The organism is Rhizobium sp. AG207R (genome assembly GCF_027109195.1).
GTDB classification, from domain to species: Bacteria; Pseudomonadota; Alphaproteobacteria; order Rhizobiales; family Rhizobiaceae; genus Rhizobium; species Rhizobium dioscoreae.
The window spans coordinates 186,826-199,592 of record NZ_JAEPVT010000002.1 but is presented as its reverse complement, the minus strand read 5'-3'; the positions used below and the strand labels follow the sequence as shown (position 1 = coordinate 199,592).

Genomic DNA, 12,767 nt, shown 5'->3' with positions numbered 1-12,767 from the left:
GGTCAAGATTTTTGTGCGAAGTAGTATAAAATATGAAGAGCGAGAAGAAGCAGGGCCGTCCACGCGCTTTTGACGCGAAAGCTGTCATTGGGCAGGCACGGGAGGTTTTCTGGGACAGAGGATTCTCGGCGGCCTCATTGGATAATTTGAGCGCTGCGACGAAACTCAATCGGCCGAGCCTCTACGGAGCATTCGGGGACAAGGAGGACCTCTATCTTGACACCTTGGAAGGTTATCGCGAGGACAGTCTCGATATATTGTCTGAGGCGCTCAACCCGGCCCTCACGCTGCGGGAGAATCTCGCGCGCATCTATGCCGAGGCTCTGAAAATATACCTGCATGGCGAGACCGCGGCGCGTGGCTGCTTCCTGATCAGCACGGCCACGGCAGAGGCTATTCAGCATGATCGAGTACGGGAGGTATTGCGCCGCAGCTTGAATGAATTCGACGATGCGATCAAGGAACGCATGGAGCTTGCGGTTGAGCGGGGCGAGCTTCCGGCTGAAGCGGATGCTGCAACTCTCGCAAAGCTGGCATCCGCTGTCATGCATTCGCTTGCCGTTCGAGCGCGTGCAGGCGATAAGCGCGAAACGCTGGAGGCGATAGCGCGTTCTGGGGTCGATTTTATCTGCGGTCGGCCTTGACGCGAGGCATGGGGTCACTGCCTCGTAAGCTCAGCCTCGAAGGTGGCTCTCGTCACGCTGTACGAAGCAAAGGGCTCATCGTGATAGGTGGTCTGGCGCGGCTGCGACAGACCGAGCTTTTGCGCAACGCGGACGGACGCCGCATTTCCAGGGGCGATATCGGCAATCACGCGATCGAGTTCGAGTGTCTGGAAGGCATGGGCGAGAACCGGCCTTGCCGCCTCCGTCGCATAACCCTTGCCCCAGGCACGCCTGTTCAGCCGCCATCCGATCTCGATATCAGGCCCGACGGCGTCGGCGGGTATCAGCAATATCCAGCCGAGGAATTGCTTAGGCCTTTCTTTGGCGCGGATTGACCAATATCCGAGACCATCACCGAAACTCGCCTCGATCCGACCTTTCACGAAGGTTCGATGTGCCACGGCATCGTGCCACGGGCCGGGAATGAAGCGCGTTACCTCTGGGTCGCGATCCATGGCGATGCAATCGTCAAGATCGGCCATGACGCGAGGCAGAAGGATCAGTCTCTCGGTTTCGAAGCTTGGAAGCGCCATGGCGGATCTCCACAACTGTCAATCACGGGAGAATAGCAAAAGCACATTTGAGCTCAATCTGGCTCGGTCAGAATCGCGACGATCACGCGGCAATTCTGATCTTCAATGCCCGTGTTTGCAGGTAGCGGCTGAGTTATTCCGCTTCCTTCTTCGGGCTGACCCACCAGCAATAGGCAGCGCCGATCGCCAGCAGCACGCAGGTTCCGAGGAACACGGCGCGCATGCCGATATGGCCGCCGACGAAGCCGCCCAGGACTGGGCCTGCCACCTGGCCGACATATTGCGAGGAGATGGAGAGCCCGAGAATGCTGCCCGTCGCCGCATCGGGAACATTATGCCGGATAACGGCGGTGATGCAGGGCAGAAGGCCGCCGAGCGCCACGCCCATCAGGAAACGCAGGCCGATCAACTGCCAGGCCGAGCTCACGAAAGCCTGCGGTATCAGCAGCAGCGCCGCAACAGCAAGCGCCGCCATGATGACGCTCCAGTAGCCGATGCGGTCGGCTAGCTTGCCGAGCCAGGAGGACGACAGGATGCTGCCGAGCGCAGCGGCCGCCATGACGACGCCGGAGACCATCGTCACATTGGCGTCCGTTACGAACTGCGCGACATAGACTGTGATGATCGGCTCGATCGACATATTGGCGAGCATCAGCAAGAGGCCGAGCGACAGCATGGCGACGACGGGGCGTTTGTCCGGAATCGAGGCCCAGCTGCCGCTGGCCTTTGCAGCCTTCTTGCGCGCCGTGGATTTTTCCTCCTTGATCAGGAAGGTCGTCGCCAGGAACGTCAGGAAGATTACGCCGCCGGCCAGCAGGAAGGTGCCGCGGATGCCGATAACGGGCGGCAGCGCGCCGCCGATCAGTGGTCCGACGAGATTGCCGGCCATGATGCCCGCCGACAGCGTGCCCAACGCCCAGGCGGAGCGATGCTTCGGCGTTTGCGCTGCCACCAGCACCATCGAACCCGAGGCATAGCCACCGGCAAGGCCGGTGAAGAGGCGCAGCGCCACCAGCTGCCAGACATTGCCGGCCATGCCCATCAGCGAGATGGCGACCGTCATGCCAAGACTGGCGCGGATCAGCATCAGCTTGCGGCCGTATATATCGCCCAGCCGTCCCCAGAGCGGCGCGACGAAGGCGGCGGCAAAGAAGGTGGCGCCATAGGCGATACCGGACCATTGCACGATCGCGGCTTTGTCGCTGACGCCGAGTTCCTCGACATAAAGCGGCAGGAAGGGGAGCAGCAGCGTCATCGCCACGATCGTCGTGAACGAGCCGACGAGGCAGATGATCAGGTTCCGCATCCAATGGGCGGTTTCCGGCTCGGCCGGTGCTGCTGCATCCCATCTCGTCTCGGTCATTTCTCGGCCTTTGCATTCAATGTGTAAAACAGTTCCTTGCTGCCCGATGCCAGGATATGGCCTTTCGCGGCGGCAAGCAGATCGGCGCGGGTGAAGAGATCCGGCAGGTTCAGTCGGTCGACATCGAGCGCATAGACGGTGACGTGATAGCTGTGAATGCGCGCGTCATTCCAGGGTGGGCAGGCGCCCATATAACCGCCATGCGGCCCATCCTTCAAATTGCCGCCGCCGGCACCATTCTGGCCGCGGCGTCCATAGGCCGTGCGTTCGAGCGGCAGGCCATTGGCTGAAGGACCGTTTCCGTCCGCGCCTTCGGCAAGGCTGGTGCGCGACGCAGGAATATCGGCCAGCACCCAGTGAACGAATTCCATCCGCTTGAAATCCTTCGGGATGGTCTTGTCCGCCTTGTTGAACAGCGAGAAATCGGTGGGCACGTCAGGGTCGACCATCGTCAACGCATAGGATCGCGTGCCCTTCGGCCCTTTCGACCAGGAAACGGCAAGGCTCTTGTTGGGGCCGGGTGCCGACTTGTCTGAAGATGTCGAAATGCAGGAGGCGTTTTCCGGCAGCAGCGTCCGGTCATTGCTCTTTGGAAACGTCACCTTGAGATCGGCCGATAGGGCCGGGGTGGCGACAACTGCTGCGATGACGGTGGCGTTCAGAAGGTTGAGCATGGTTTTCATGATGTTGCCCTTTCGCGGTTCGCTCCTGTGAGCTTCGAGGGCAGGGTCTAACAAATTCGTGCCGAGCGTCGGCGCACGCAAACGCTCAAAATGCTGTCGCAAACGCTCACGCGCTGCGAAGTCGATCGGCAAAGCGTCGGGGCGAGCGATAGCCTGTCGCAAGCGCGGCTTCCCGCAGCGATAGCCCGTCCTCGGCGAGAAGGGTCGTGGCCAGCGCCACGCGCTCGCTTGCCAGCACCTCTCGCAGGGAGGCGCCCTCGCGCGACAGGCGGCGGCGCAGCGTGGCGTTGCTGGTGCCGAGCTCGGCGGCGATGAGATCGGCTGTCCAGGCTCGATCCGGCTGCCAGCGCACCAGCGCCCGCACCGCCTCGGCTGTGGTCTCCGGCGAACCGGGCAGGGCACCGCGCATGCCGAGCACCATAAGGATTTCGAGAAGCCTGTGCTCGATCAGCGGGATCGGCATATTGCCGCCGGCGATGCCTTCGCCGGCATGGTTGATCGCGGCAGCCAGCAGCGGATCGAGCGGCAAGTCTATCTGCGATGCGGGCTGCGCAGGCGGAAAGGCTTTTGCTGCACGGCGTGTCAATTCCTCGGGGAAGGTGATGAAGATTGCCCGATAGAAGCCTGTCTGCGGATCGGGGTCGTTGACGACATCGCCGCTCCAGCCTGCCGGCAGCACGAGCACCGTACCGGCCGCAAAATGTCGCTGTCGTCCCATGCTGACGATTTCCTTGGAACCTTCGAGGATGGCGACGATTGAAACCTGTGAAAAGGCCGAGCCGGCAATGCGCTCGCGTTCGCGCGTGACGAAGGTGAAAAGTGTGGAATAGCTGCCGATGCCGGTCGGTTCGCCCGCCGGACGATTGTCCTTTGCCGCCAAGCGGCGCAGCTTTTCCAACATGGAGTGATGAGCCTCGGGCACTGCGATGGCTTTCTGCTGATTGGGAGTGCGGCAGAGTTTGGACCACACAGGCGGCAATGCCAAGTCTGCAAAGCGCCTTGTCGGTTCGCCCGACTGATATTATAAAACTGATTGCGTTACGCAATCAGTTAATGGTTGGCGGATCAAAAGCTGCGCTGATGCAAAGGAGGAAGCAGATTATGAACTCTCTCGAAAATGCCCGTTGCGATACGGTCAAACGGCTGTTTGCAGCCTATGTCGCTCAGCATCCCGATATCGTCGACCCGATGCTGACCCAGGATTTCACCTTTTCCAGCCCGCGCGACGATCACATCGACCGAAAACGCTATTTCGAGCACTGCTGGCCGAAGGAGAAGGTGTTCCGCGACATTCATATCGAACATCTGGTCGCGGATGGTGACGACGTGATCGTCGGCTATCGCGCCGAGAAGATGGATGGTGCCAGCTTTCGCAATGTGGAGCTCATCCGCTTTGCCGGCGACCGCATTGCTGAGGTCAACGTCTATTTCGGGCGCAACCTGTAACGCTTCAGCTATCCGTGGTCTTCGCCATTGCCGCGGCAAGTGCGGCCGCCGGACCGGTCATAGGTTTCGGGCAGTTTGCCGGAAGAAGATAAACAGCATCGGTCATCGAGGCTTGAGCGAAAGCGATCGTGACAGCGCCTTCGCCGCTGACCGCTTTCACCGCCTCGGCAATCGAGGTGAGATAGGCCCGGAGATCCCCCTCGCGGAAGTGCGCCCATGCACCCGGCACCAGCCGAACCTCGATTTTAGCACCCGTCGCCTTAGCCGCTGTTTCGAAAAGTGCGGTCGTCGGGGCGATGGTCGTTTCGACGGTGCACAACACGATAACCTTGCCGCCTGCCTTGACCGCTTGCTCGGCCAGCATCGCATCAGCCCGGATGATCGGTGCCTCGGCACCGGCAGCGACCTTCAATGCTGCCGGACCGAGTGTCGAGCAATTGAGCACGACGGCATCGGCATCCTCCGCCAGATGCCAGAGGAGGGCCGCCGTTTCCGCAGAGATCTCATCCGTCAGGCGCCCCACTTTTTCGGCGGCAAGTAGAAGATCCGCGCGGACGTGATGACGCAGCATCCCCTCGGGCAATCCAAGTGCCTTCGCTGCCGTTTCATAGACGGCGATGTTGCTTTCGGCTGTGTGCAAACAGGCGATCGTTACCGACATTCCTCATCACCGAATGAGATTCGCAAACCTAGCCTCGGCAACCTGCCTTGTCGACATTTCGGTGCAGCAGTTCGCTCTGTATTCGGGCATCATCATATACAGCAAGGTTCATTTCTAAGTCTATGCTATATCTAATTCAAAAATAGGGCAATTTTTACTCCCGAGTGCAACTTTTTTGGCATGTCGCCGGTTGCCCTTCCAGGCGACCGCTCCTATGTTCCGGTTCACCTGCCGACGCAATTTTTTGCCAAGAGGAGATATGACCATGGCTTTCGAATTGCCTGAACTTCCATATGATTACGACGCCCTTTCGCCCTTCATGTCGCGTGAAACCCTTGAGTATCACCACGACAAGCACCACAAGGCTTATGTCGACAATGGCAACAAGCTCGCCGCGGAAGCAGGTCTTGCCGATCTGTCGCTCGAGGAAATCGTGAAGAAGTCCTTCGGCACCAATGCAGGCCTCTTCAACAATGCAGCCCAGCACTACAACCACATCCATTTCTGGAAGTGGATGAAGAAGGGCGGCGGCGGCAACAAACTGCCGGGCAAGCTCGAAGCGGCTTTTGCCTCCGATCTCGGCGGCTACGACAAGTTCAAGGCCGATTTTGCGGCTGCCGGCGCCACTCAGTTCGGCTCGGGCTGGGCATGGGTTTCCGTCAAGAACGGCAAGCTCGAAATCTCCAAGACCCCGAACGGCGAAAACCCGCTCGTCCACGGCGCCGACCCGATCCTCGGCGTCGACGTTTGGGAGCACTCCTACTACATCGATTACCGCAACCTGCGTCCGAAGTACCTCGAAGCCTTCATCGACAGCCTGATCAACTGGGACTACGTCCTGGAGCGCTACGAAGCCGCTACGAAGTAAGGTTCGCCGCATAGGCTGGCTTTCGCACCCGGCGTCTTCCTGGCGTCGGGTGTTTTCTTATGAGCAGCCTTGTTGATATATCTGTGTGCCGCATGACGGCTCAGGAGATCGCCACAGGAGGCTGAATGCCATCAGCGCCGCTTTTCCGCTTCGGTGTCATCGCCGATCCACAATATGCCGATCTCGCGCCCAATCTCACCCTCAATCGCTATCCGGCGAAGAGCCTCGACAAGCTTCGGGATGCAATTGAGGAGTTCAATCGGCACGATCTCGCCTTCGTCGTCACGCTCGGTGACATCATCGATCGTGAATGGAAGAGCTTCGACGCCATTCTGCCCGTCTACGAAGCCTTGCGTCATCGCAAGCACTTTCTCCTCGGCAATCACGATTTCGCCGTGGCATCGGAACATCTCGGCACGGTGCCGGCACGCGTGGGCATGCCGTCCGCCTATTATGATTTCGGCCATTCCGGCTATCGCTTCATTGCGCTCGACGGCAATGAAATCAGCGTCTTTGCCCCGACGGAAGGCGATCCTCGACGGCAGGAGGCAAAGGAAATGATGCGGGTGCTGGAGAGCACCGGCGCGCTCAATGGCCAGCGATGGAACGGAGCGATAGGCGACACACAATATGACTGGCTTGCTGCAAAGCTCAGGGAAGCAAAGGCGGCGGGCGAGAAGGTCATCGTCATGAACCACTATCCGATCTTCCCGGATAATGCCCATAACGCCCTGAACAGCGACCGCTTGCTGGCGCTTCTGGCGGAGCACGAGCATGTCGTCGCCTACCTCAATGGCCACAATCACGCCGGCAACTTCGGAGTGTCGGGTGGCACATACTTCGTCAACTTTAAGGGCATGGTCGATACCGAAGATACGAGCGCCTGTGCGATCGTCGCCGTCTACAATGATCGGCTGGAGGTCATGGGCTTCGGACGCGAGGATAGCCGGGTGCTGGCGCTGTCGGGCGCTTGATGAATCCCTTGGATGATTTGACAGGGGGAACGATCCGCAACGTTGAAAGTTTAGGAACCGAGGCTGCTGTGAGGCGGAGCCGATGTTTCCGGTATTGCAAATTCTGACAATCATGGTCGTGGCAGTTGCCATGGCACTGGCGCTGGCACATCTGCTGGAGCTGCCGGGTAAAATGCGACTGTCGAAAGAAGACTATATGACGGTTCAGCGAATTTATTATCCCGGATTCACGATCGGCGGCGTTGCCGAGCCGATCGGCACTCTTTTGCTTCTGCTTCTCCTGTTCCTGACGCCAGCCAACATTATCGCGTTCTGGCTGTTTGCCGCGGCTTTTGCTGCCATGGCTGCCATGCATGCAGTCTTTTGGTTGCTGATACAGCCCGTAAACAATTTCTGGCTCAAGGATGCCGATCTGAAAGGGTTGGGCGCAGGCTTCTTTTCCCACGTTCCAGTCGGCGGTCAACGGATCGAGGCTGATGCCGAGGCGGACTGGACCATGCTGCGTGATCTCTGGGAATGGTCGCATGCCGCGCGAGCGGTCTTGGGATTACTGGCTTTTATTCTGTTGGTGACCGCGATTGCTCTTTAGCGGCGCGCAAAACCGAGAGTTGACCTGTTATTATTCCGCCGCCATCCGCATCTCGGTCACGTCCCTTTTCGGCGGCGTGCCGAACATGCGGGTATATTCGCGGCTGAACTGCGAGGCACTTTCGTAGCCGACGCGATAGGCAGCACTCTCCACATTGGCGTGGCCGGCGACCATCAGGCGGCGTGCTTCCAGCAGCCGCATCTGCTTCTGATATTGCAGCGGCGTCATCGAGGTCAGCGTCTTGAAATGCTGGTGGAAGGAGGAGGAGCTCATGCGTGCGACAGCGGCAAGCTGCTCGATGCGTACCGGTTCTGCAAAGTTATCGCGCAACAGGCGGATGGCGTCGGCAATGCGCCGCGTCTGGCCATCGGGCAGCACCAGCTTGCAGACCTCGCCGCCATTCGGGCCGGTGAGCAGCCAGAAGCAGATTTCGCGCATGATCGCCGGATAGAGCACCGGAATGGCACCCGGGTTCGACAGCAATCGGGTCAATCGTACCAGGCAATCGGCAAGCTCATCGCCGAGATTCTCGACGAAGATGCCAAGCTGCGCGCCGCCTGCTGGTTTCGGCGGCTTGTCGAGCTGTCCCATCACCTCACGCATCATGCCCACATCGAATTCCAGGGAGATGGCCATATAGGGTTTTTCGACACTCGCCTGGACCACTCTACCGGCTGCAGGCAGCTCGATGCTGATGATGAGCGCCTGCATCTCGGCATAGTCGATCACTCTGTCATTCAGCATCAATTGCTTCGCACCCTGCAGAATGACGCAGAGCGCCGGTCGGTAGATCATCGCATGCGGCATTTTCGGCTCGGTCGAGCGCATGATCAGCAGGCCATCGATGCCCGTGGGAAAGACGCCATTGTCGCCGCCGTCATTGGCTTCGATAAATTGTGTGATCGCATCTTTAAGGGCTGAGGACATTGGTGGTCTCCGGGGAAAGTGCCACTGCGGCATCATAGCAGCGGGGCAGCAGCGAACAAGGCAGTTGGAGGAATAGGCAAGAAATTCGCGAGTTCCGGCATTCAGGGAAATGGTTCCGCAGGCGTAGATTCCGGTCACCAAACATTCCCTGGAGAACGGCAATGACGACTGAAAATTCCGATAAATCAAAGACAAAGATTGCGATCATTACCGGCGGCAGCCGTGGCCTCGGCCGCAATAGCGCCATTCATCTTGCCCAGCGCGGTGTCGATAGCATCCTGACCTATAACGCAAATAAGGCAGAAGCCGATAACGCCGTTGCCGAGATCGAAGCGCTCGGTCAAAAGGCTGTAGCCTTGCGGCTCGACACTGGCGATGTCGCATCCTTCGACGCTTTTGTTGCCGAAGTTGGCCGTGTGCTGCAGAAGGGCTGGGCGCGCGATCGTTTCGATTTCCTCGTCAACAATGCCGGCACGTCCTATCACGCCTCCATCGCTGAAACGACGGAAGCCGAGTTCGACAAGCTCTACAACATCCATCTCAAGGGCGTCTTCTTCCTGACGCAGAAGCTGCTGCCGCACATCAACGACGGCGGCCGTATCGTCAATATTTCCTCCGGCCTTGCTCGTGTCAGCTATCCGGGCTCGTCGGCCTATGCGGCGATGAAGGGTGCGGTCGAGGTACTGACGCGCTATTTTGCCAAGGAGCTCGGCCCGCGCGGCATCACGGTCAACACGGTGGCGCCGGGCGCGATCCAGACCGATTTCAGCGGCGGCATGGTCCGCGACAATCCCGAGGTCAACAGGATGGTCGCTTCCATGACAGCACTCGGCCGCGCAGGCCTGCCTGACGATATCGGCCCGATGATCGCCTCGCTGCTGTCGGACGACAATCGCTGGGTCAACGGGCAGCGCATCGAAGCCTCGGGTGGCATGGTCCTTTAATTCGCAACGTTAGATCTGTGGGATCTGCAGCACCTCAGCCGGCAGCGGTTGAGGTGTTTATCTGCCAGCCGTTCACCCAGATTTGCCTCAAACCATCACCTTCGCCCTTGAACCACAATCCCGTCGCCTCGCAGCCTTCGATCCGATCGCTACGGAAGTTGCGGATGGCCTGGCGCAATTCGCACCAGGCGACGATGTTGGCGGTCTCCGAATAATAGATGAGGGCGATAGGCCGGATGATGCGTTCCGTGGCGCGGCCCAACTCGTCGCGATAGGCAAGATCCAGCTTTTCCTCGTCGCGAATGGCGCGGCGCACCAGCGAGAGATCGATCGCCGAGGCGGAAGGTGCGGCAAAGCCCCAGGCATGCAGCGCATTGGCGTCGAGCGTCTGGCGCAGCGGCGGCGGTACGGCACCGGCAATTTTCGCGGTGACGCGCTTGGCCGCCTGCTTCAGCTCGGCATCACCGGTGCGCTCCAAAAGCGCCAGCGACAGCACGATCGCTTCCATTTCCTCGATCGAAAACATCAGCGGCGGCAGGTCGAAGCCGGGCCGCAGGATATAGCCGATGCCTCGCTCGCCCTCGATCGGCACCCGCATCGCCTGAAGTGCCGCGATATCGCGATAGACCGAGCGGACCGTCACCTCCAGCCGGGCGGCGATATCGGCCCCTGTCACCGGCCGCTTGGCCAGCCGCAGGATCTGGATGATCTCGAACAGGCGCGATGCCTTGCGCATTTCTTGCCCCAAAGAAGAAGGCTACTGACAACACCCCGTCAGTTGGTTCATTTTATAAGACTGCCTATCGACTTGAAAATCAACCATTTCCTCTCCTGTCTCTCTGGAGAGGGCGATAGGCAACTGACATGGGTTACGCAGAAAATCTCTGGCTCTTCTTCATCCTTCTCTTAGGGATCATCATCGTACCGGGTATGGACATGCTGTTCGTGCTTGCCAATTCGCTGACTGGCGGCAGCAATCGCGGCCTCGCCGCGACGGGCGGCATTATGCTCGGCGGTGCGGTGCATTCGTTGAACGGTGCCGTCGGCATCGGCTTGCTGATGCATTTTGTGCCGATCCTCTTCAATCCGCTGCTGATCGCTGGCGGCGCCTATATGGCTTTCATCGGCTATACGCTGATGCGCAGTTCCATCACCGTGGGAGGCGAGGGGCCTGCCGGCAGCCGTTCCGCCTGGAAAGCCTTCCGGCAGGGAGCGGTGACTTGCCTCATCAATCCCAAGGCCTATCTCTTCATCTTCGCCGTCTATCCGCAATTCCTAAAGCCGGATTACGGGCCGATGTGGATACAGGCCGTCATCATGGGAGCCATGACCATCGCAACGCAATTTGCCGTCTATGGCGGACTTGCCATCACTGCCGGGCGCAGCCGCGAGCTACTGGTCGCCAATCCCAGAGCAACCGCCTTTGCGGGCCGCGCAGCCGGGCTGATGCTTGTCGTGGTTTCCGTGTTTACTGTCTGGGAGGGCCTGAAATTGGGGTAAGGGTTGCCGCCGCGAATGTGTATGTCGATGGCATAACACTGATTTCACTCAGCTCTCACCACTTTGTGACTTCATTGCCGGAAAGGAAACCGGCAAACATGTCGCCGTAATCATGCGCCGGGCCGCATGCGCGGTCTTGAACACCCGAGAGGTAGGAGAACGAAATGAAGTGGAAAGCGATTGTGATGGCGACGGCTTTGGCCGGCGTCGCACTAGGTTCGGTCGTCGCCGCCGACGGCACGCATGACTCCCGCATCGGGATGATGAAGAAGATCGGCGGCGCCACCGGAGCTCTCGGCGCGATCGCCAAGGGGGACAAGCCCTATGACGCCGATATCGTCAAGGCGTCGCTGACGACGATCGCCGAAACTGCCAAGGCCTTCCCGGATCAGTTCAACCCGCAGAGCGACAAGACCGATCCCGAGGTCAATCCGAAGATCTGGGACAATCTCGATGACTTCAAGGCGCATGCCGCCAAGCTTTCGACCGATGCCGAGACAGCGCTCGCCCAGCTTCCTGCCGACAAGGCGGGCGTCGGCGCGACGCTGAAGACCCTCGGCGCCAGCTGTGGCGCCTGTCATCAGGCCTATCGCATCAAGAAGGATTAAGCGGTAGGTCTAGAAATCGATCTTGGCATCTGCACCGGTTCTGCCGGTGCGGAGCCTTTTGGTTTTAGAGCTAAGGCTTGGGGTGGCGTGATGGCGCGGTTTATTCGATGGTTGCTTTGCCTTTTCGGCGTGATCATCCTCGGCGGCGGCGCATTTTACGTCATCACCGCGCCATCGCCGTTGCCAGCGAGCCATTGGGCCAATCTCGGCGATCCTGACGTCAAGAACGGTCAGATGGTTTTCTGGGCAGGCGGCTGCACGAGCTGTCATGCGGCTCCGGGCGCGCAGGGTGATGCCAAGCTGGTGCTTTCAGGCGGTCTCGCGCTGACGAGCCCCTTCGGTATTTTCCATGTGCCGAATATCTCGCCGGATGAGAAAGCCGGGCTCGGCAACTGGACGCTTGCCGATTTCGGCAACGCCATGAAGCGCGGCGTCGGTAAAAACGGCGAGCACCTCTACCCGTCCTTTCCCTACGGCTCCTATACCCGCATGAGCGACAAGGACATCAACGATCTCTGGGCCTTCCTGAAGACGCTGCCGAAGAGCGACAATGTCGCTCCGCCGCATGAGCTGCCCTTTCCCTTCAACATCCGGCTGGCGCTCGGCGGCTGGAAGTTCCTCTATCTCAACGACCAGCCGCGTATCGTGCTCGCCAGTGCCGACGAGAAGGTCAAGCGCGGGCAATATCTCGTCGAAGGGCCAGGCCATTGCGGCGAATGCCACACCCCACGCGACGGTCTCGGCGGCTTCGTAAGCGGCCAATGGCTGGCGGGTGCACCCAATCCGGAAGGCAAGGGACAGATCCCCGATATCACGCCCGGCTCGAAGGCCATCGGCAGCTGGAGCGCCGGCGACATCGCCAACTACCTGGAAACCGGCTTCACCCCGGACTACGACTCCGCCGGCGGCTCGATGGCCGAAGTCCAGCAGAACATCGCCCATCTGCCGGCAAGCGACCGCGAGGCGATCGCGGCCTACCTGAAGGCGCTGCCGGCGAAATAGGCCT

At 59.8% G+C, this 12,767-nt stretch carries 16 protein-coding genes; 9 read left to right on the top strand and 7 right to left on the bottom strand.

What is annotated here, in order from left to right:
* Positions 1–32 precede the first annotated feature (32 nt).
* Complete coding sequence (locus JJQ51_RS04925) at positions 33–644, top strand: TetR/AcrR family transcriptional regulator (protein WP_113353991.1); 612 nt, start codon at positions 33–35, stop codon at positions 642–644.
* Positions 645–658: 14 nt separating this feature from the next.
* Here the strand turns inward: JJQ51_RS04925 and JJQ51_RS04920 are convergent, their stop codons facing one another.
* From JJQ51_RS04920 to JJQ51_RS04905, 4 genes are all read right to left on the bottom strand, one after another.
* Positions 659–1,198 (bottom strand): GNAT family N-acetyltransferase, encoded by a 540-nt coding sequence (locus JJQ51_RS04920; protein ID WP_113353992.1) that lies wholly within the window; start codon positions 1,196–1,198, stop codon positions 659–661.
* 133 nt (positions 1,199–1,331) lie between these two features.
* Positions 1,332–2,561, bottom strand: a complete 1,230-nt coding sequence (locus JJQ51_RS04915; protein WP_113353993.1) for an MFS transporter — start codon at positions 2,559–2,561, stop codon at positions 1,332–1,334.
* On the bottom strand, positions 2,558–3,244 hold the full coding sequence (locus JJQ51_RS04910) for a YbhB/YbcL family Raf kinase inhibitor-like protein (RefSeq protein WP_113330758.1): 687 nt from the start codon (positions 3,242–3,244) through the stop codon (positions 2,558–2,560). Before JJQ51_RS04910 ends, JJQ51_RS04915 begins: the two co-directional genes overlap by 4 nt.
* Positions 3,245–3,350: 106 nt before the next feature.
* The gene (locus tag JJQ51_RS04905; RefSeq protein ID WP_113330759.1) at positions 3,351–4,166 is read right to left on the bottom strand and encodes a helix-turn-helix domain-containing protein; all 816 of its coding nucleotides are present in this window, start codon (positions 4,164–4,166) and stop codon (positions 3,351–3,353) included.
* A gap of 179 nt (positions 4,167–4,345) precedes the next feature.
* Here JJQ51_RS04905 and JJQ51_RS04900 point away from each other — a divergent pair, with 179 nt between their 5' ends.
* Entirely contained in the window at positions 4,346–4,690 is a 345-nt protein-coding gene (locus JJQ51_RS04900) for a nuclear transport factor 2 family protein (RefSeq protein ID WP_113390341.1), read from the top strand.
* A 4-nt stretch (positions 4,691–4,694) separates the two neighbouring features.
* On the opposite strand, the gene JJQ51_RS04895 is transcribed toward JJQ51_RS04900, so the two are convergent.
* Entirely contained in the window at positions 4,695–5,351 is a 657-nt protein-coding gene (locus tag JJQ51_RS04895) for an aspartate/glutamate racemase family protein (RefSeq protein ID WP_113353994.1), read from the bottom strand.
* 265 nt (positions 5,352–5,616) lie between these two features.
* Here JJQ51_RS04895 and JJQ51_RS04890 point away from each other — a divergent pair, with 265 nt between their 5' ends.
* From JJQ51_RS04890 to JJQ51_RS04880, 3 genes are all read left to right on the top strand, one after another.
* Entirely contained in the window at positions 5,617–6,219 is a 603-nt protein-coding gene (locus JJQ51_RS04890; protein ID WP_015339177.1) for a superoxide dismutase, read from the top strand.
* A 125-nt stretch (positions 6,220–6,344) separates the two neighbouring features.
* Positions 6,345–7,193, top strand: coding sequence for a metallophosphoesterase (locus JJQ51_RS04885; protein ID WP_113353995.1), 849 nt, complete (start codon positions 6,345–6,347; stop codon positions 7,191–7,193).
* Positions 7,194–7,323: 130 nt separating this feature from the next.
* Complete coding sequence (locus JJQ51_RS04880) at positions 7,324–7,782, top strand: anthrone oxygenase family protein (protein WP_269244391.1); 459 nt, start codon at positions 7,324–7,326, stop codon at positions 7,780–7,782.
* A gap of 30 nt (positions 7,783–7,812) precedes the next feature.
* On the opposite strand, the gene JJQ51_RS04875 is transcribed toward JJQ51_RS04880, so the two are convergent.
* A complete protein-coding gene (locus JJQ51_RS04875; RefSeq protein ID WP_113353997.1) occupies positions 7,813–8,709 on the bottom strand; it encodes an AraC family transcriptional regulator in 897 nt (298 codons plus the stop codon).
* A 161-nt stretch (positions 8,710–8,870) separates the two neighbouring features.
* Between JJQ51_RS04875 and JJQ51_RS04870 the strand changes: the two genes are divergently transcribed.
* Positions 8,871–9,653, top strand: a complete 783-nt coding sequence (locus JJQ51_RS04870; RefSeq protein ID WP_113353998.1) for an SDR family NAD(P)-dependent oxidoreductase — start codon at positions 8,871–8,873, stop codon at positions 9,651–9,653.
* A 34-nt stretch (positions 9,654–9,687) separates the two neighbouring features.
* Here JJQ51_RS04870 and JJQ51_RS04865 read toward each other — a convergent pair whose 3' ends face one another.
* Positions 9,688–10,389, bottom strand: a complete 702-nt coding sequence (locus JJQ51_RS04865) for a helix-turn-helix transcriptional regulator (RefSeq protein ID WP_113330765.1) — start codon at positions 10,387–10,389, stop codon at positions 9,688–9,690.
* A 128-nt stretch (positions 10,390–10,517) separates the two neighbouring features.
* On the opposite strand from JJQ51_RS04865, the gene JJQ51_RS04860 reads away from it, so the two are divergent.
* The 3 genes from JJQ51_RS04860 to JJQ51_RS04850 all read left to right on the top strand — a co-directional run bounded on the left by JJQ51_RS04860 (position 10,518) and on the right by JJQ51_RS04850 (position 12,763).
* Positions 10,518–11,153, top strand: coding sequence for a LysE family translocator (locus JJQ51_RS04860; protein WP_113353999.1), 636 nt, complete (start codon positions 10,518–10,520; stop codon positions 11,151–11,153).
* Positions 11,154–11,317: 164 nt separating this feature from the next.
* Entirely contained in the window at positions 11,318–11,761 is a 444-nt protein-coding gene (locus tag JJQ51_RS04855) for a c-type cytochrome (protein ID WP_113354000.1), read from the top strand.
* A gap of 87 nt (positions 11,762–11,848) precedes the next feature.
* A complete protein-coding gene (locus JJQ51_RS04850) occupies positions 11,849–12,763 on the top strand; it encodes a cytochrome c (protein WP_113354001.1) in 915 nt (304 codons plus the stop codon).
* Positions 12,764–12,767: the final 4 nt, after the last annotated feature.

Excerpts from the sequence above, each read along its gene's own strand:
- JJQ51_RS04900 (WP_113390341.1), top strand. The coding sequence starts at position 4,346 with ATGAACTCTCTCGAAAATGCCCGTTGCGATACGGTCAAACGGCTGTTT.
- JJQ51_RS04875 (WP_113353997.1), bottom strand. The coding sequence starts at position 8,709 with ATGTCCTCAGCCCTTAAAGATGCGATCACACAATTTATCGAAGCCAAT.
- JJQ51_RS04890 (WP_015339177.1), top strand. The coding sequence starts at position 5,617 with ATGGCTTTCGAATTGCCTGAACTTCCATATGATTACGACGCCCTTTCG.
- JJQ51_RS04915 (WP_113353993.1), bottom strand. The coding sequence starts at position 2,561 with ATGACCGAGACGAGATGGGATGCAGCAGCACCGGCCGAGCCGGAAACC.
- JJQ51_RS04860 (WP_113353999.1), top strand. The coding sequence starts at position 10,518 with ATGGGTTACGCAGAAAATCTCTGGCTCTTCTTCATCCTTCTCTTAGGG.
- JJQ51_RS04855 (WP_113354000.1), top strand. The coding sequence starts at position 11,318 with ATGAAGTGGAAAGCGATTGTGATGGCGACGGCTTTGGCCGGCGTCGCA.
- JJQ51_RS04920 (WP_113353992.1), bottom strand. The coding sequence starts at position 1,198 with ATGGCGCTTCCAAGCTTCGAAACCGAGAGACTGATCCTTCTGCCTCGC.
- JJQ51_RS04880 (WP_269244391.1), top strand. The coding sequence starts at position 7,324 with ATGGCACTGGCGCTGGCACATCTGCTGGAGCTGCCGGGTAAAATGCGA.
- JJQ51_RS04870 (WP_113353998.1), top strand. The coding sequence starts at position 8,871 with ATGACGACTGAAAATTCCGATAAATCAAAGACAAAGATTGCGATCATT.
- JJQ51_RS04885 (WP_113353995.1), top strand. The coding sequence starts at position 6,345 with ATGCCATCAGCGCCGCTTTTCCGCTTCGGTGTCATCGCCGATCCACAA.
- JJQ51_RS04895 (WP_113353994.1), bottom strand. The coding sequence starts at position 5,351 with ATGTCGGTAACGATCGCCTGTTTGCACACAGCCGAAAGCAACATCGCC.
- JJQ51_RS04910 (WP_113330758.1), bottom strand. The coding sequence starts at position 3,244 with ATGAAAACCATGCTCAACCTTCTGAACGCCACCGTCATCGCAGCAGTT.
- JJQ51_RS04865 (WP_113330765.1), bottom strand. The coding sequence starts at position 10,389 with ATGCGCAAGGCATCGCGCCTGTTCGAGATCATCCAGATCCTGCGGCTG.
- JJQ51_RS04925 (WP_113353991.1), top strand. The coding sequence starts at position 33 with ATGAAGAGCGAGAAGAAGCAGGGCCGTCCACGCGCTTTTGACGCGAAA.